The organism is Weizmannia sp. WK01, assembly GCF_025905465.1.
Classification (GTDB): Bacteria; Bacillota; Bacilli; order Bacillales; family Bacillaceae_C; genus Weizmannia; species Weizmannia faecalis.
The window spans coordinates 3,488,701-3,505,780 of record NZ_CP109616.1; the positions used below are offsets into that span (position 1 = coordinate 3,488,701).

At 48.7% G+C, this 17,080-nt stretch carries 20 protein-coding genes; all 20 read right to left on the reverse strand.

The window, feature by feature from the left end:
- Positions 1-70 precede the first annotated feature (70 nt).
- The 20 genes from OF158_RS16595 to prmC all read right to left on the reverse strand — a co-directional run bounded on the left by OF158_RS16595 (position 71) and on the right by prmC (position 17,075).
- Entirely contained in the window at positions 71-307 is a 237-nt protein-coding gene (locus OF158_RS16595) for a DUF1146 family protein (protein ID WP_014096769.1), read from the reverse strand.
- A gap of 133 nt (positions 308-440) precedes the next feature.
- Positions 441-851: a F0F1 ATP synthase subunit epsilon gene (locus OF158_RS16600; protein ID WP_014096768.1), complete on the reverse strand. Its 411-nt coding sequence runs from the start codon at positions 849-851 to the stop codon at positions 441-443.
- A gap of 22 nt (positions 852-873) precedes the next feature.
- Positions 874-2,295 carry a F0F1 ATP synthase subunit beta gene (gene atpD / locus OF158_RS16605; protein WP_014096767.1) on the reverse strand — a complete coding sequence of 474 codons (1,422 nt, stop codon included), beginning with the start codon at positions 2,293-2,295 and terminating at the stop codon, positions 874-876.
- Between the two features lie 75 nt (positions 2,296-2,370).
- Positions 2,371-3,228: an ATP synthase F1 subunit gamma gene (gene atpG, locus OF158_RS16610; RefSeq protein WP_014096766.1), complete on the reverse strand. Its 858-nt coding sequence runs from the start codon at positions 3,226-3,228 to the stop codon at positions 2,371-2,373.
- Positions 3,229-3,374: 146 nt separating this feature from the next.
- Positions 3,375-4,889 carry a F0F1 ATP synthase subunit alpha gene (gene atpA, locus OF158_RS16615; RefSeq protein WP_014096765.1) on the reverse strand — a complete coding sequence of 505 codons (1,515 nt, stop codon included), beginning with the start codon at positions 4,887-4,889 and terminating at the stop codon, positions 3,375-3,377.
- Between the two features lie 23 nt (positions 4,890-4,912).
- Positions 4,913-5,449: a F0F1 ATP synthase subunit delta gene (locus OF158_RS16620; protein WP_014096764.1), complete on the reverse strand. Its 537-nt coding sequence runs from the start codon at positions 5,447-5,449 to the stop codon at positions 4,913-4,915.
- On the reverse strand, positions 5,446-5,967 hold the full coding sequence (gene atpF / locus OF158_RS16625; RefSeq protein ID WP_014096763.1) for a F0F1 ATP synthase subunit B: 522 nt from the start codon (positions 5,965-5,967) through the stop codon (positions 5,446-5,448). The genes OF158_RS16620 and atpF overlap by 4 nt, the downstream gene beginning before the upstream one ends.
- A 183-nt stretch (positions 5,968-6,150) precedes the next feature.
- Entirely contained in the window at positions 6,151-6,363 is a 213-nt protein-coding gene (atpE, locus tag OF158_RS16630; protein WP_026104500.1) for a F0F1 ATP synthase subunit C, read from the reverse strand.
- Between the two features lie 65 nt (positions 6,364-6,428).
- Positions 6,429-7,145, reverse strand: coding sequence for a F0F1 ATP synthase subunit A (gene atpB, locus OF158_RS16635; RefSeq protein WP_014096761.1), 717 nt, complete (start codon positions 7,143-7,145; stop codon positions 6,429-6,431).
- Positions 7,146-7,161: 16 nt separating this feature from the next.
- On the reverse strand, positions 7,162-7,536 hold the full coding sequence (locus OF158_RS16640; protein WP_014096760.1) for an ATP synthase subunit I: 375 nt from the start codon (positions 7,534-7,536) through the stop codon (positions 7,162-7,164).
- A 491-nt stretch (positions 7,537-8,027) separates the two neighbouring features.
- Positions 8,028-8,657 (reverse strand): uracil phosphoribosyltransferase, encoded by a 630-nt coding sequence (gene upp / locus OF158_RS16645; RefSeq protein ID WP_014096758.1) that lies wholly within the window; start codon positions 8,655-8,657, stop codon positions 8,028-8,030.
- Between the two features lie 249 nt (positions 8,658-8,906).
- Complete coding sequence (gene glyA / locus OF158_RS16650) at positions 8,907-10,151, reverse strand: serine hydroxymethyltransferase (RefSeq protein ID WP_014096757.1); 1,245 nt, start codon at positions 10,149-10,151, stop codon at positions 8,907-8,909.
- Between the two features lie 133 nt (positions 10,152-10,284).
- Positions 10,285-10,848 (reverse strand): TIGR01440 family protein, encoded by a 564-nt coding sequence (locus OF158_RS16655; RefSeq protein ID WP_035183243.1) that lies wholly within the window; start codon positions 10,846-10,848, stop codon positions 10,285-10,287.
- A gap of 14 nt (positions 10,849-10,862) precedes the next feature.
- Positions 10,863-11,303, reverse strand: coding sequence for a ribose 5-phosphate isomerase B (gene rpiB, locus OF158_RS16660; RefSeq protein ID WP_014096755.1), 441 nt, complete (start codon positions 11,301-11,303; stop codon positions 10,863-10,865).
- Positions 11,304-11,570: 267 nt separating this feature from the next.
- Positions 11,571-12,860 (reverse strand): methyl-accepting chemotaxis protein, encoded by a 1,290-nt coding sequence (locus OF158_RS16665; RefSeq protein ID WP_014096754.1) that lies wholly within the window; start codon positions 12,858-12,860, stop codon positions 11,571-11,573.
- Positions 12,861-12,863: 3 nt separating this feature from the next.
- Positions 12,864-13,313, reverse strand: a complete 450-nt coding sequence (locus OF158_RS16670) for a low molecular weight protein arginine phosphatase (protein WP_035183241.1) — start codon at positions 13,311-13,313, stop codon at positions 12,864-12,866.
- 117 nt (positions 13,314-13,430) lie between these two features.
- The gene (locus OF158_RS16675) at positions 13,431-13,982 is read right to left on the reverse strand and encodes a manganese efflux pump MntP (protein WP_035183239.1); all 552 of its coding nucleotides are present in this window, start codon (positions 13,980-13,982) and stop codon (positions 13,431-13,433) included.
- 144 nt (positions 13,983-14,126) lie between these two features.
- A complete protein-coding gene (locus tag OF158_RS16680) occupies positions 14,127-15,188 on the reverse strand; it encodes an L-threonylcarbamoyladenylate synthase (protein WP_035183237.1) in 1,062 nt (353 codons plus the stop codon).
- A 199-nt stretch (positions 15,189-15,387) separates the two neighbouring features.
- Entirely contained in the window at positions 15,388-16,149 is a 762-nt protein-coding gene (spoIIR, locus tag OF158_RS16685) for a stage II sporulation protein R (RefSeq protein ID WP_035183236.1), read from the reverse strand.
- Positions 16,150-16,223: 74 nt separating this feature from the next.
- Positions 16,224-17,075 carry a peptide chain release factor N(5)-glutamine methyltransferase gene (prmC, locus tag OF158_RS16690; protein WP_035183249.1) on the reverse strand — a complete coding sequence of 284 codons (852 nt, stop codon included), beginning with the start codon at positions 17,073-17,075 and terminating at the stop codon, positions 16,224-16,226.
- Positions 17,076-17,080 lie beyond the last annotated feature (5 nt).

Sequence of the window (17,080 nt, forward strand, 5' to 3'; positions counted from 1 at the left end):
AAATGAACCATTTTCCAGCCTCAAAAGAACCAATCAATTGGAATTTTGAAACAATGCTTGACGACACCCGTCATTGGAACAGGAAATGCAGGCGCTGCGCCCACAGCAAATAATCAAGGAAAAAATTGCTGACGCTGTATCCGATTGCGACAGAAAGGAAAATATACAAGAGCCTTGCCTGGACAATGTGGTTTTTCTTTATGATCTTTTCAATGTGGACGGCTTGGAGGATCCAAAACGTCATGCCAATAAAAAATAAATTCACAAGGATGCTGAGCACTGCCTGCGTTCCGAATTCGGCTGTCATCTGTCCTCATTCCCTTCCTGTTTTAGTCCGTTCAGGCGCCTGCCCGGTAAATCAGCCGCTTAAAGAAAAACACCTTCCGAAAAAGCAGAAGGTGCCGTTATTTTGATCATAAAATGACAATATGGAAAAGCGGTTATCTGGAAAAGTGGCGGTAGACATCAATCCGGTTCATCGCGCGTTTTAACGCAAGCTCTGCCCGTTTAAAATCAACATCATCCTGATGGGACTGATGCAATCTTTTTTCTGCGCGCTGCTTTGCTTCTTCCGCCCGCCGGATGTCTATCTGTTCGGGGGTTTCGGCAGCCTGCGCCAGAATGGTCACTTGATTGGACCGTGTTTCCAAAATGCCGCCGCTCACTGCAACCACTTTTTCCTGGTCGCCGTTTTTAAACCGGACAACGCCGATATCAAGCGGCGCAACAAGCGGAACATGCCCGTACAGGATGCCGATCTCGCCGCTTTTGGCCTTTGCAATAACCATTTCTACTTCCGCATTGTATACCGGGCCGTCCGGAGTGACAACACTGGCTTCAAATGTCCTCATTTTGCTTCCTCCCGGTCCCGTATTATACTTTTACACCCATGGCTTCCGCTTTTTTCACAGCATCCTCGATCGTGCCTACGAGGCGGAAAGCATCTTCAGGAAGATGGTCGTATTTCCCTTCAAGAATTTCTTTAAAGCCGCGGACGGTTTCCTTAACCGGCACATAAGATCCAGGCTGGCCTGTGAATTGTTCCGCAACGTGGAAGTTTTGCGACAGGAAGAACTGGATGCGCCGAGCCCGCGCAACAATCATTTTGTCATCTTCGCTCAGTTCGTCCATCCCGAGGATCGCGATAATGTCCTGAAGCTCGCGGTAACGTTGCAATGTTTGCTGTACCTGGCGGGCAACATTGTAATGCTCTTCCCCGACAATTTCAGGGGACAATGCCCTTGATGTCGAAGCGAGCGGATCCACAGCAGGATAAATCCCCATTTCCGACAAACGCCGTTCAAGGTTTGTCGTCGCATCGAGGTGGGCAAATGTTGTGGCCGGAGCCGGGTCAGTATAGTCGTCAGCAGGTACGTAAATCGCCTGAATGGAAGTAATGGAACCTTTATTGGTCGACGTAATCCGTTCCTGCAGCTGACCCATTTCGGTTGCAAGGGTCGGCTGGTAACCTACGGCTGACGGCATACGGCCGAGCAGCGCAGAAACTTCAGAACCTGCCTGTGTGAAACGGAAAATATTATCGATAAAGAGCAATACGTCCTGCCCTTGCTCATCACGGAAATATTCAGCCATCGTCAGCCCTGTTAAAGCGACACGCATCCGTGCGCCAGGCGGTTCGTTCATTTGTCCGAACACCATCGCTGTTTTGGCAATAACGCCGGAATCTTTCATTTCGTAGTAGAGGTCGTTCCCTTCACGTGTCCGTTCTCCTACGCCGGCGAATACGGAAATACCGCCGTGTTCCTGTGCAACGTTGTTAATCAGTTCCTGGATTAACACGGTTTTGCCAACGCCGGCACCGCCGAACAAGCCAATCTTCCCACCTTTGATGTAAGGCGCCAAAAGGTCAACGACTTTAATGCCGGTTTCAAGAATTTCAACCTGCGTGGATAATTGCTCGAAAGAAGGCGCCGGTTTTTGGATCGGGTCGCGTCGCACATTGCCTTTCAGTTCGCCGTCAAGGTCAATGACTTCCCCGAGGACATTAAATACACGGCCAAGGGTTGCTTCCCCTACCGGTACAGAGATCGGCGCACCTGTGTCCACCACTTCCATGCCGCGGCGGATGCCGTCTGTGGAAGCCATCGCAATCGTGCGGACGGCATCATCGCCCAGGTGTAATGCAACTTCCAGTGTGACATTGATATCCACTTCATTGGCATTTTTTGCTTTATAATTGATTTTTAATGCGTTATAAATATCAGGGAGCTGACCATTTTCAAACTTTACGTCAACTACCGGACCCATTACTTGCAGAACGTGTCCAATGCTCATACTGTTCCCTCCTAACTTGCTTGATGGCACATGCCCGTTCCGTTTCGACAAAAGAGCGGTTTGCCAAAACGGAAATTATTCCAGTGCAGCTGCTCCACCGACAATTTCCGTAATTTCCTGTGTGATGGATGCCTGGCGGGCACGGTTATATGTCAATGTCAACGAGTCGATTAATTCAGTTGCATTGTCCGTCGCATTTCTCATTGCAGTCATGCGTGCCGCGTGTTCACTTGCTTTGCTGTCCAGCAGTGCGCCGTAAATGAGGCTTTCTGCGTATTGCGGCAGCAAAACACTCAGGATTTCTTCTGCAGACGGTTCAAATTCATAGGAAATGAGCCGGTTTGTCGTCGTTACATCCGTAAGCGGCAGCAGCCTTTTTTCCGTCACATCCTGGCTAATGGCGCTGACAAAATGGTTGTAATACAAATACAACTCATCAAATGTCCCGTCTTCATACATCGCGACCGTTTTCTTTGTAATATTTTCGATATCCTGGAATGTCGGATGGTCAGACAGGCCGACAATCTGCAGCACAACATTCATCTTTAGACGCCTGAAAAATTCGTATCCTGTACGGCCGATAACAATAATCGCATATTCATCATCAGATTGATGGCGTTCCCGAATGGTCTGGGTTACAAGCCTTAAAACGTTGCTGTTAAAAGCGCCGGCCAGTCCGCGGTCAGATGTGATCACGAAATAACCGGTCCTTTTAACCGGGCGGGAAACAAGCATCGGATGCCGGACGCCGCCTGTCCCCTGGGAAATGCTGACCACTACATCCTGCATTTTCTCCATATAAGGGACAAATGATTTGGCGGACAATTCCGCACGGTTCAGTTTTGCAGCCGACACCATCTGCATGGCCTTCGTAATCTGGCTTGTTTTCTGCGTAGAGTTGATCCGGTTTTTTATATCGCGTAAGGATGCCACTTCACTTCACCACCCTTGTGAGTTAATCAGGATTCCAATCCCGGATTGAAATCCTTTGTCTTATCCGGCCCGTTTGCCCCGGGATGATGCTACAGTGAAAAAAGAACGCATGCTGCATAAGGGTAACGGGGTTCTCTGTCCAATTATTATTGCTGTTCAGATGCTACGAAGGTCTTTTTAAAAGCCTGAATAGCTTCTTTCATTTTTTCATCGTCAGGAAGATTTCCGGTTGTACGGATTTCTTCGAGCAGGGATGCCCGGTTCTGGTCCAGCCAGTCATAAAGTTCCGATTCAAAACGGAGAATGTCTTCTACTGGAATATCGTCCAGCAACCCTTTTGTTAATGCATACAGGATGCATACTTGTTTTTCCACTTTGATTGGCTTGTTCAGATCCTGCTTCAATACTTCAACCGTACGCTGCCCGCGTGCCAGTTTTGCCTGGGTGGCTTTATCCAGATCCGACCCGAATTGGGCAAATGACTCAAGTTCACGGTAAGAGGCCAGGTCAAGACGCAGTGTACCGGAAACTTTTTTCATTGCCTTGATTTGTGCGGCACCGCCGACGCGGGATACGGATAACCCTGCATTGATCGCCGGACGGACACCTGAGAAGAACAAGTCGGACTGCAGGAAGATCTGCCCGTCTGTAATCGAAATCACGTTTGTCGGAATGTAAGCCGAAATATCGCCGGCCTGTGTTTCAACGAACGGCAATGCAGTCAATGAACCTCCGCCTTTTGCATCGCTTAATTTGGCAGCACGTTCAAGCAGGCGGGAGTGCAAGTAGAATACATCGCCAGGATAGGCTTCACGGCCCGGCGGACGGCGCAACAGCAAGGAAAGTTCACGGTAAGCAACAGCCTGTTTGGATAAGTCATCATATACAACAAGCACGTGTTTTCCGTTGTGCATGAATTCTTCACCCATCGCAACACCGGCATACGGAGCCAGGTATTGAAGAGGCGCCGGTTGTGAAGCGGAAGCCGTTACCACAATCGTATAATCCAAAGCTCCGAATTTGCGAAGCGTTTCAACTGTACCGCGGACGGTCGATTCTTTCTGGCCGATCGCAACATAAATACAAATCATGTCCTGGTCTTTTTGGTTTATAATCGTATCAATCGCAATGGTCGTTTTACCGGTTTGGCGGTCGCCGATAATCAATTCCCGCTGTCCGCGGCCGATCGGCACAAGCGCATCGATCGCCTTAATCCCCGTTTGCAGCGGTTCGCTTACCGATTTCCGATCCATTACGCCAGGCGCTCTTGATTCAATCGGGCGGGTTTTCGTTGTGTTGATGGGTCCGAGCCCGTCAACCGGCTGGCCGAGCGGGTTGACGACACGACCGATCAGTTCCTCCCCGACCGGCACCTGCATGATCCGGCCTGTACGCCTTACTTCATCGCCTTCATGGATTTCGCGGTAAGGCCCGAGAATAATGATCCCGACATTACTTTCCTCAAGGTTCTGCGCAAGCCCCATGACGCCGTTGGAAAATTCCAGCAGTTCCCCGGCCATCGCCTGGTCAAGACCGTGTGCACGTGCAATCCCGTCACCGACTTCGATAACGGTACCGACATCGCTCACTTCAATTTCAGACTGGTAATTTTCAATCTGTTTTTTTATCAGCAAGCTGATTTCTTCAGCCTTAATGCTCATAAATCCAGCACCTCATTTCTCACTTAACTGATTAATGTTTTTTCAAGCCGTTCCAATTTTCCGCGCAAACTGCTGTCAAAAATAGAGTTTCCAATTCTGATTTTTAATCCGGCTAGCAGACCGTCATCCACGATATTCTCAATGTTTAAAGACAGCTTTCCGACTTTTTTGGCAAATACTTCGGATATCGCTTTGCTCTCGTCTGCAGAAAGCGGGCGGGCAGAGTAGACAAGTGCATCTGCAATGCCGCGTTCATCATTCACCCGTTCAATAAAAGCACGGCACACCCTAGGAATGAGCTCGTCCCTGTGCCGCTCAGTCAAGAGCAACAACAAATTCAAAGTGAAAGTGGATAATCCGGAAAAAATGTTTTTAAGGATTTCTTGTTTCTTTTCTATCGTCAATTTCGGAGATTTAAGGAGCTTTCGGAACGGTTCGTTTTCCTCAAAAACCTCTTTTACCGCCCGGACTTCTTTTTCGATCTCTTGAAGCTGCCCGTGCTCTTTTGCAAGCTCGAAAAGTGCCGAAGCGTACCGTTTTTCTACCGCCTCATTACTCATTTCATTTCTCCTGCCTCTTTAATAGAATCGAGTATGAATTTCTCGTGGTCTTTCTCGGAAATTTCTTTTTCAATCACTTTAGAGGCAATCATCACGGACAAGGATGCTACCTGTTCACGCAAAGCAGCAACAGCTTTTGCTTTTTCCTGTTCGATTTCAACTTTGGCTGCATCTTTCATGCGTTCTGCTTCCTGACGCGCTGTTGCAACGATATCATCATGCTGCACTTCTGCTTGTTTCCTTGCGTTTTCAATTAAATTCTGACCTTCAACGCGTGCTTCTTTCAGCAACTTGCGCTGTTCTTCCAAAAGCTTGGCTGCTTCTTCGCGGTTTTTTTCCGCCGTTTCAATTTCTTTTGCAATATGTTCCTCACGTTTCCTCATCATTTCGACAAGAGGACCGTAAGCAAATTTTTTCAATAGCAGAAGCAACACAACAAAGATGATGGCCTGGAATAAAATATCGCCTGTGTTGAGCTTCCCTAGCACAAATCCGAGTACTAAATCAGTCTGGGACACCCGGGTTCACTCCCTTCCACACGTTCTTAAAACATTCTTTCGCACCCTTTACCAAAAAAGAAGCAAAATGGTTCAAAGAAGATGGCCTTGAACCGCTCAAAACAAAAGCCACAACGATTCTTGGCTAAATCATAAAGGAAAGGCGAAGGTTTCTTAGAATCCGCTTCGCCGTCAACATTTTCCTTATCTTCCCAGTGCAATAAATGCGATAACAACCGCAATGATAGGAAGAGCTTCAACTAAGCCGATGCCGATAAACATTGTTGTCTGCAAAAGGCCGCGTGCTTCTGGCTGCCTTGCAATCCCTTCAACTGTACGACCGACAATAAGGCCGTTACCAATACCGGCGCCCAATGCTGCCAAACCAACTGCGATTGCTGCTGCAAGAATACCCAAACTCATGATAAGATTTCCTCCTTTGGAATATATAAATAGGTGATTTTTCAAAAATATAGAAATGGTTATTCCTCATGGGCAATCCTATGAGAAATATAAACCATTGTTAACATGGTAAAGATATATGCCTGGATCGTGCCGACAAAAATAGAAAATCCTTGCCATACAAGGGTCGGAATAATTGCTCCGATTGTCCCCCAAATGTTTGTATGCATCGCCAAAGTGCCCGCAAGCAGCGACAGCAACACTTCGCCGGCATAAATATTCCCATAAAGCCGGAGCCCTAATGTTAATGTGTTGGCAAACTGTTCGATCAGGTTAATCGGGACCAGAAACCATAACGGTTCAGCATAGCTTTTCAGATATCCGCCAAACCCCCTCTTTTTGACACCGTAAAAGTGGGACAGGCCCATGACCAGAACAGCCAGCGTAAGGGTAACAACCGGGTCGGAAGTAGGTGACTTCCACCAGGAATAATGGTCATAAACAACCATAAACGGCAATCCAAGCATATTGGAAACAAAGATATACATGATCAGTGTTAGACCCAGAATGTGAAAGACGCCGCCGGTTTTCCAGTCCATATTGCTTTTAATGATCCCTCTTACAAAATCCATGACCCATTCCATAAAATTCTGCATGCCTGTAGGTTTCAACGCCAACTTTCTTGTTGAGATGACCGCAATGATGAACACGATCAATGATGAGACAGTAATCATCATGACGTTGGACAGGTTAAAATACAACCCCATGAATTCAACTATCGGTTGCTTATGTTCCACCGAAACTCACCTCACTTTACTTTTTTCTTTGTTGAAGCAAACCTACAAAAAAATCTATCATAATGACCAGATAAGATGTCATTACGCCAATCACTACAGCTAAAAGATGAAACAAATCCGGAAAACGGAGCGCCACCGCCACCGCGAGGACAGCAGTCGCCATTCTCATCCCGGTACCGAGCGAGACCCTTTTTTTGCCTGAGGAAACATCGGTAACCGCCAATGTTTTCTTCACCATAAGCCATAAGTTAAAGAGGCTAACAGCTGTGCCAAGCAAAAGCCCGAGGAAAACAGAGCGGCAACCGGGAAACATCGCCCCCGTCAAATAAAGGCACAAAAGAATCACCAAATACTTGCGCAGCCTTTTGTAGATACGTAGAAGTTCCGGCATGCCTTAAACACTCCTGACAAGGGACGCCGATCAATTGCAGCACAGCAGGAAAGCGGTATGTCACTTCACCTGGCAAATCGCAACATTCTTAACCAAAACTTACAATTTGTTAAGGTTACGAGTAGCCTGCAGCTCCGGCTTTACTGGTTTTTCAGATTTCCGGCATATAAATAGTAGAATCCCAACCATATGAAAACCTTCTCATTATGTACACTTTTTTAGCATACAATAGCGCTTATCCAATGTCAATAGGAGTTTCCTTGATATAGTCATTAGAACTTGTTTTTTCGAGAAAAGGTCATCCCGCCTCCCGAAATAGGAAGGAAACGCCTGCACTGGCGTAAGCTTGCGCCCTTTTTCCAATCGTTTACATACCTGGCATTCATCTATATACCGAAAACATACCGTTATTATAGACCCTTTTTATTTTTTTACCAGCCTGTTTCTGCAGGGTTAACAAAATTGTAAAACACGAAGCGCATCCATACATTTTATTTTGTTCCAAACAGGCGGTCCCCCGCATCTCCGAGGCCCGGCACAATGTACCCTTGCTCATTCAGCTTCTCATCAAGGGCTGCTGTATAAATATCAACGTCCGGATGGGCTCTCTGTACGGCTTTCACACCCTCAGGGGATGCAATCAGGCACATGAATTTAATGTTTTTTGCGCCTCGCTGTTTTAAAGACTGGATCGCATCCACGGCAGAACCGCCTGTAGCCAGCATCGGATCGACAATAATAAAATCGCGTTCCTCTACATCGCTTGGAAGTTTTATGTAATATTCAACCGGCGTCAGTGTCTTCGGATCGCGGTACAGGCCGACATGTCCGACTTTTGCAGCCGGGATCAGTTTCCGCACGCCGTCGACCATGCCCAGGCCCGCACGCAGGATCGGGACAATGCCGATTTTTTTGCCGGATAAAATTTTTGATTTTGCCTTGCAGACCGGCGTTTCAATTTCAATTTCTTCAAGCGGCATATCGCGGGTAATTTCAAATGCCATCAAAGTCGATACTTCGTCGACAAGTTCGCGGAATTCTTTTGTCCCCGTATGTTTATCGCGGATATACGTCAACTTGTGCTGGATCAGCGGGTGGTCAATGACATGAAGTGTGCTCAAATGAATTCTCTCCTTTAAAGGTTGGTATCAGGTTCGGCAAATGCTTACCCCAACCATTTTACACGAAAAAAGCGCCCAATCTCAAGGAAAGCCAAAAGAAAATCCTGAGGCCGGGCGAAAGGATCCAGCCCCGCGTTTTACGGGGCCATCCTGCTCAATTTTTTTGCCGGTTCTGACTCGAATTTGTTTTTATGCCACATTGGAAGCGGACCAGCCATCCGTCCGGAAAAAGCGGGATAAAACCCCTGCTTAGTTTTGGCCGGCGTACAGCGGAAAGCGTTCCGTAAGATGCTTGACGCGTCCTGCCGCTTCTTTTAAGACTGCTTCGTTATCCGGATTTTTCAATGCCGATCCGATAATGGATGCCACCTCATCCATTTCTTCAAGGCCGAATCCCCTTGTTGTGACTGCGGGTGTGCCGATTCTGAGACCGCTTGTCACAAACGGGCTTTCCGGGTCATACGGAATCGTATTTTTATTGGCCGTAATGCCGATATCATCGAGCACTTTCTCCGCATCCTTCCCGGTAATGCCGAAAGAGCGCAAATCAACGAGAATAAGATGATTATCCGTCCCGCCGGATACAAGGTCAAATCCCTCTTTTTGGAGCCCTTCCGCCAGCCGTTTTGCGTTATCCACCACTTTTTGCGAATAGATTTTGAACCCGTCTGTAAGCGCCTCTCCAAAAGCGACGGCTTTAGCCGCAATCACATGCATAAGCGGGCCGCCCTGGATCCCCGGGAAAATCGATTTGTCCACTTTCTTTGCAAATTCCGCTTTGCATAAAATCATGCCGCCGCGCGGTCCCCGCAATGTTTTATGCGTTGTGGTCGTCACAAAATCCGCATACGGCACAGGGTTCGGATGTAACCCGCAAGCCACAAGCCCTGCAATATGCGCCATATCCACCATTAAATAGGCGCCGACTTCATCCGCAATTTCCTTGAACTTTTTAAAATCAATCGTGCGGGGGTATGCACTTGCACCGGCAACAATCAGTTTCGGCTTATGTACGCGCGCTTTTTCCAATACATCTTCATAATCAATATGCTGCGTTTCCTTATCCACACCGTATTCCACAAAATGGTACTGCATGCCGCTGAAATTGACCGGGCTGCCATGTGTCAAATGCCCGCCGTGGGACAAATTCATGCCAAGCACCGTATCGCCGTGCTCCAGAATGGTGAAATAAACCGCCATATTGGCCTGTGCGCCAGAATGCGGCTGGACATTGACATGTTCGGCACCAAAAAGCTGTTTTGCCCGCTCCCGCGCAAGGTCTTCCACAATATCCACATATTCGCATCCGCCGTAATAACGGTGCCCCGGATAGCCTTCCGCGTATTTGTTGGTCAGAACGGAGCCTTGTGCTTCCATCACCGCTTCGCTGACAAAATTTTCGCTGGCAATGAGTTCAATCTTGTTTCTTTGCCGGTTCAATTCCTGCCGGATCGCCTCGTAAACTTCCTTGTCTTGATTTGCAATATGGCTCAATTCGGTACCCCCTCAAGATTGTTTTCATATTCTTTTTTATTTTACCATAATGCTTTGCAAAATTTGTCCATTTTTTTGACAGGAAGAAAAAAAACATGCCCCGCATACAACATGCAGGGCAGTATAGGGGTCCTTATTCCGGCTGTTCTTTTTCGTAAACCGCCCGCACGCCGCCGATCAGTTTCGGCCGCGTTTTGGCAAATGTAACATGGGCTTTTCCCAGCTCTTTTTCGGAAACCCTTACAGGCACGGCAACATGCTTTAAGTGCATGCCGATCAATGTATCTCCGATGTCGATGCCCGCGTCAGCCCGGATATATTCGACGACAACGGGATCTTCCATGTGAGCGTATGCATACGTAGCCATCGCGCCACCCGCCTTCCGGACAGGCACGACCGTCACTTCTTCCCATCCCTTTTCATCAGCAAGCGAACGGTCAACCACAAGCGCCCGGTTCAGGTGTTCGCAGCATTGAAATGCCAGTTGGAATCCGAACCGGCGTGCAAACATCTGTACACTGTCATAAATAATGGCGGCGACATCCATTGCCCCTGCTGTCCCGATTTTTTTCCCGGTTACTTCGGATGTCGAGCAGCCAACAACAAAAACCTGTCCTTTTTTCATTGGCACCTGCCGGAAAAATTCATCCAGCATGCGGTCCAACTGTTCTTCCAAACGTGCCGAATCTGATTGCAACAAAAACACCTCTGTTATTTTTGTTCATACTGCGCGATTTTCTCAATCCTGCGCGCATGGCGGCCGCCTTCAAACGGCGTTCCGAGCCATTCTTTTACAATTTCACAGGCCAGCCCCGGCCCGATGACCCGCTCTCCCATGGCGAGGACATTGCTGTCATTATGGGCCCTTGTAGCCTTCGCGCTGAAGACATCATGCACAAGCGCGCAACGGATACCCTTTACTTTATTGGCGGAAATACACATCCCGATTCCGGTGCCGCAAATAAGGATCGCACGGTCAAATTCCCCTTTTGCCACCTTTTCCGCAACCGGAAGCGCGTAATCCGGATAATCAACCGATCCTTCACAATCGCATCCGAAATCTTCGTAGGCAACACCCAGATCCTGAAGCAAACCCGCAATTTCCTGTTTAAGATGCTTACCGCCGTGGTCTGAAGCCAATGCCACTTTCATGTTCTTCCCCCTCCTTCATGCTTCTGATTCTATTGTGGCACAGAACGGCGAAAAAGAAAATAAAGCGTCTTAGAGCCAGGTTCCATGGCTGTTAAAATTTCCGGCCCGTTTAAAACGTCCATCGTCCCCGGAAAAATGCCAGGCATACGGCCACATGTTTCCGCATCTCCTCTTGTCTTGCGGGATTTCCCGGCACAAAACCAGAATTGCCACGCTTCTTCCAGCCAAAACCGGTGCTCCCCGTCCAAAACCAGGCGGGCGAAAAACTCACCGGATATGAAAGCGGCGGGTGCTCCCTTTTAATTTCTCCGCATCCTGCTCGAGCTGCGCGATAAGCCTTTCAATCAATTCCATGTTCTGCGCCTGCTCATTTGTAATCGCGGTGACTTCTTTTGCCCCGGCAGAAGTCTGTTCGGTAATGGCCGCCACTTCCTGCGACTGGCTCGAAGCTTCGTGAATCGCATCCATTTGGTTCTTGGCCATACCGGCAATTTGATCAACTGCCCCCGCAACCAAATGGATTGATTCCGTCATTCTGTCCATCGCTTCATTGGCCTTTTGTCCTCTGTGCACTTCTTCATTGGCTTTTTGAACTTGTACAGCCATTTGTTCGACAACCCGTGTACCTTCCTGCTCAATGTGCTGGATCATCCCGGTAATACCCTGAACGGCCTGGGCACTTTCATCCGCAAGCTTCCGGACCTCATTTGCGACCACCGCAAACCCGCGCCCGTATTCCCCGGCGCGTGCCGCTTCAATAGAAGCATTCAACGCCAGCAAATTGGTTTGTGCCGCGACTTCACCGACAAAAGAAATGATCCCCTCCACTTTCTTCGTTTCTTCCGCAAGATCCCGAACGGCTTCCAGCGAGATGGTATTTTCTTTTGCCAGATTTTCAACACCTGATATAAGCGAGTCCATTGTCTCTTTGCTCGTCTTTAATTCGCTCAGCATGTGATCAGAAGATTTTTTGCAAGTATCCGCTTTCCCGCGGACTTCGGATGCAAGCTGATAGGTTTTTTCAACGAGGTCAGCCGCAGATTGGGTGGCAGCCGCGGATTGCTCGGCGCCAAGTGAAATCTCTTCCACCGTCTTGTTTACATGTTCCGCCTGGCCCGCAGCCAGTGCCGTTTTCTCCGATATTTCCGACACACTTTCTTTGGTGCGTTCCACATTTTCATCAATTTGTTCAACCGTCTCCCGCAAATTGGAAAGCAAAGAATTGAAAGCCGCTGCGAGCGACTCGATTTCATCGCCCGATTTCGGCACGGGGACTTCATCTCTTAAATCCCCGCGGCTCGCTTTAAGGGCTGCATCTTCTAACTTGCGCATCGGGCCTGCAATCAGGAATGAACCGAAAAAGCTTAAAATCCCGGACCAGATAATCCCTAATGCAAGTGTAATGACAATAAACCACGGCAGCTTTATCCAGTCGGAAAAAAACGGATAAATAAGATAAATGAAAAGACCGCTTGCCGAATATGTAATAAAAGACAGCCCGGTTACGAACAATACAATTTTCTTCGTTAAACTGAATCTATAGCTTCGCTTTTCCATCCGTCACACCCGCCCCTGGTTTCCCATTTTCCTGTTTTTAATCAAACGATTGATCAATGCATGCAATTGTTGATAAGTTTCTCTGTAAGCATCCAGGCTGCCGCCGTACGGATCCGGCACATCCCCGCTGCTTCCGGCATACTCCGCGATCGTAAACGTTTTATTGCGGGCATGCGGATACCGTGCTGCCACTGCCTGTTTGTGCCCGGACGTCATCGTAAGAATCACGTCAGCCCAACCCGCCAAATTCTCCGAAAGGTTCCGGGCGTGGTGGCGGAAATCGATTCCATTTTCTTTCAGCACTTCGTAGGTATGGACAGAAGTGTCTTCACCCTCGGGCGCAAAAAGGCCGGCTGATTCCACTTCAATGCCTGTCAGCTGTTTCGCTTTTAAAATAGCCTCGGCCATCGGGCTCCTGCATGTATTCCCGGTGCAAACAAAAAGGATATTCAAAGGCTGTCCTCCTATCCTGAACTTTTAAATCTACTATTATTATAGTAAAAAAGACCTTAATTACAAGGTCAATCTGTTGATAGATAAAAAAAAGCCGGAAAATTGAAGCCGGCTTTTCTAAATAGAAAACAGCAATTTCAGTCCAAAAACAACGAGGATCGTTCCCCCGAGCACTTCGCCATACACCCCGATCCAACCCTGGAATTTCCTGCCGATCAAAAGGCCGAGCCAGGTTAAAAATGTAGCAGCAACGCCGAAGCAAATCATGACAGCAACAGTCCGCACGCCGAAAATGCCAAGTGATAGCCCGGCAGAAAAACTGTCCAGGCTTACACTCAACGCAAACAGCATCGTTCCCCATCCGGACGGGCTGACAGCTTGCGCCCCCTCCTTTTTGAAGACCCATACAATCATCTGTATCCCCATAATCACGAGCAATATGCCACCAATATACTGGGCAAATAGGCCAAAAGTATGGGAGAGAAGATGGCCCGCAAAAATGCCGAGAACCGGCATCAACACATGAAAAATGCCGACCGTTAAACCTATGTAAAAGATTTGCCTCAGTCTGGGCTGCATCATGCCCACGCCGAGGCTCACCGAAAAAGCATCCGTGCCGAGCGCCAAAGCCATGATCGCCAAAGTTACCATTTCTGCGATGACTGCCATCTCTTTTTCCCCCTTTGGACGTGCCTATTCCAGCTTATGCACGTCCGGGGCGTTTTAGAAGCCGCAGATCATCCGAAACCGCCCGCGCACCTGATCCGCAATAAAACAGCACCAAGCAATAAGGGCCGTTTGGAAGCGTCCGGGTTACTGAACATCCTCTTCTTTTACATAACGATGCCCCGCTGCTTTCTCAAGCCGGTTCATAATCGCCCGGCCGATGCCTTCACGCGGGAAAATTTCAGAAAATATCACATCCACTTTTTGCGCATCAAACGATCGAAGTGTATCATACAAGTGATGGGCAACGGTCTCAAGGGATGCCCGCCTGCCACAAACTGCCACCACATCAGCACGGACGATACCGGACGTTTCTTCCGTCACAATCGCCCCTGTTACTTCCCCTTTTTCCCGGTGCGCATCGATCATTCGCTGCATAAAAGCCGTGCTGCCATCCACAAGATAAACCGGCGCATCCGGCGCATAATGCGTATATTTCATGCCAGGTGCTTTCGGCCGGGTGCCAGCACCAGTCCCCTTTAGTCCCGGATCAAGCCTCACTTTTCCAATCCGTTCTTCGAGCTGTTCTTTCGTAACACCGCCCGGGCGCAAAATCACAGGCACTTCCGCTGTCACATCGAGCACGGTCGATTCCACTCCGACACCCGTTTCTCCGCCGTCCACAATGCCGGCAATTTTACCGGCAAGGTCTTCCCGGACATGGCGAGCTAATGTCGGGCTCGGCTTGCCGGACCGGTTGGCGCTCGGGGCGGCAATCGGCAGCCCGCTCATGCGAATAAGCGCCAGTGCAACCGGATGCCGGGGCATGCGGATCCCGACCGTGTCCAGCCCGGCCGTCACCTTTTCGGACAATGCCCCTTTCTTTACTTTTACAACGAGCGTAAGCGGGCCCGGCCAAAAAGCTTTCATCAGCACTTTCGCCGTTTCCGGTATTTCTTCCGCCAATTCTTCCAGCTGCTTTTCCTCCGCAATGTGGACAATCAGCGGATTATCGGATGGCCTTCCTTTTGCCTTGAAAATCTTATCCACCGCTTCATCGCTTGTTGCATCGGCTCCTAAACCGTATACCGTTTCAGTCGGAAAAGCGACTGTCTGCTTCTCTTTCAGTAACTGCGCTGCTTCTGCAAGTTGTGGATAAGCACCGGGATTCTCCACAGTTTTATCCACAACCCAGTATTTTGTTTCCATTCTTTTTCACCTTTCTCCATCCAATCATCGGTCCTGCCAGGATATTTATTTATCAAGTTTTCTCCCGGCAAGTATACAAAAGTTCGAAAAATGAAACAAGTATTATCCACAACTTGTGGATAATACTTCGCATTTTGTTGATAACCCGTCTTTGTTCCAGCCCGTTTGTCCGAGCTTTCCACAATCCGGGTGGAAAATGTTAAAACAGTTCTTTGATCACTTTCACAATCAGCAGCTTTTTCTCCACCTCGCCATCCTCTCCGGCGTAAACAGCGCTAGTGTGGTTTGCTGTTTCACCGACTGGCTGTTTCGTTTTGCGGTCTTGTGCCGCTGGTTGATTTTCATGCGGTTTCCGGTTCACTTTTTCAGCTGTCGCCGCTTCGGCAGGTTTTGTGCGGGCATTGGAAGTCGCAACCTTCTTTGTTTCCGATTTCTTTTCTTCACTCCCGCCAGCTGTTGCAACGCCGTTGGAAAAATCGAGAAAACAGAGGGGCGGATACAGGACGCACCACCAATTGGCGCCCTTGCCTTCCCCAAGCGTAATCAAAACCGCTTCATACTTCCCGGCCGGATATAAGTACTGGCCGTATAATTTTGTCGGAAAGGCGACCTTACCAAGTTCGGCTTTTACCGGTTCGTCCAGCTGTTCTTCCGCCATCACCCTTCTTGCAATGCTTTCAATTTCCGGCAAGTGGGAGCGGATGACTTTTTCCGCTTCTTTTTTGGAATTTAAGTGGCCTACCCATTTGGCGATGTTCGTATTTACTTCATCGCGGATTTTCCGTTTTACTGCCTGGTCTTCCGGCTTGTCACTGTTTGCCAGAATGCGCAGCCGGATCGCATCTTTCGGAATAACGATGGTTTCAGCCTCCACCGCTTTTTGTTTCGGTGCATATAAACTGATGATCGTTGCGATCGATAACATGAAAATATACAATGAAACCACTGTTTTTCTTTTCATTTTCTTCCCCCGTCCCTTCATATTCCCATTGTGGGCAGGAACAGGGGATTTTAAACTATGAATCTGAAAAAAAGCTAATTTTTTTCGCAAAACACCATCCGCTCATGGCCATTGATATCGCGGACGACTTCCACAACGCTTTCCGGAAATGTATCCCGCAACAGGCAGGAAACGCGCTCCCCCTGGCCTGACCCGATTTCAAAACCGACGAGCGCCCGCTTGTTTAAAACAGACGGCAATGTTTCCATAAAGCGCCGGTAAAACGCAAGGCCGTCTTCTCCGCCAAACAGGGCCGTTTCCGGGTCATGGTCGCGCACCACAACGGATAACGAGCCCCGGTCCGTTTCCGGGATATACGGCGGATTGGATAAAACAATGTCCAATTTCTCGCCGTGTATAAACGGTTGGAGCAGATCTCCGTGCACAAACCGGATATCCGCATGCAGGGCTTCAGCGTTTTTTTCAGCTACGGCAAGCGCTTTTTCCGAAATATCGGAGGCGTACACCAAAAGCTCCGGCAACTCCAATTTAATTGTGGTCGCGATAATGCCGCTTCCTGTCCCGATATCTGCCAATGTAAGCCCTTTTGTTTCCCCGAAATGACGGCGAATCCGTCCGATTGCACCCTGCACTAGTTCTTCCGTTTCCGGGCGCGGAATAAGCACATCCCCATTGACAAAAAATTTCCGTCCGTAAAAGGTTTCATAGCCCGTGATATGCTGGACCGGAACCCCTTTTGCATGGGCTTCTGTTGCTTGCCGGAACTTCGCCTCCACATCCGGAGGCAATGCCATCCGCAAGTTGGAAAGCAGGCGGGTGCGATCCATATCCAGAAAATGTCCGAGCAAGATCTCCCCGGCTTGCGCGTCACGACCGTTTTCCGTTAAAAAAGAAGAAGCCCACTGCAAGGCTTCATACACTTTTATGTTCC

Excerpts from the sequence above, each read along its gene's own strand:
- OF158_RS16595 (WP_014096769.1), bottom strand. The coding sequence starts at position 307 with ATGACAGCCGAATTCGGAACGCAGGCAGTGCTCAGCATCCTTGTGAAT.
- OF158_RS16600 (WP_014096768.1), bottom strand. The coding sequence starts at position 851 with ATGAGGACATTTGAAGCCAGTGTTGTCACTCCGGACGGCCCGGTATAC.
- atpD (WP_014096767.1), bottom strand. The coding sequence starts at position 2,295 with ATGAGCATTGGACACGTTCTGCAAGTAATGGGTCCGGTAGTTGACGTA.
- atpA (WP_014096765.1), bottom strand. The coding sequence starts at position 4,889 with ATGAGCATTAAGGCTGAAGAAATCAGCTTGCTGATAAAAAAACAGATT.
- OF158_RS16620 (WP_014096764.1), bottom strand. The coding sequence starts at position 5,449 with ATGAGTAATGAGGCGGTAGAAAAACGGTACGCTTCGGCACTTTTCGAG.
- OF158_RS16640 (WP_014096760.1), bottom strand. The coding sequence starts at position 7,536 with ATGCCGGAACTTCTACGTATCTACAAAAGGCTGCGCAAGTATTTGGTG.
- rpiB (WP_014096755.1), bottom strand. The coding sequence starts at position 11,303 with ATGAAAGTGGCATTGGCTTCAGACCACGGCGGTAAGCATCTTAAACAG.
- OF158_RS16665 (WP_014096754.1), bottom strand. The coding sequence starts at position 12,860 with ATGGAAAAGCGAAGCTATAGATTCAGTTTAACGAAGAAAATTGTATTG.
- OF158_RS16675 (WP_035183239.1), bottom strand. The coding sequence starts at position 13,982 with ATGGCAGTCATCGCAGAAATGGTAACTTTGGCGATCATGGCTTTGGCG.
- OF158_RS16680 (WP_035183237.1), bottom strand. The coding sequence starts at position 15,188 with ATGGAAACAAAATACTGGGTTGTGGATAAAACTGTGGAGAATCCCGGT.
- spoIIR (WP_035183236.1), bottom strand. The coding sequence starts at position 16,149 with ATGAAAAGAAAAACAGTGGTTTCATTGTATATTTTCATGTTATCGATC.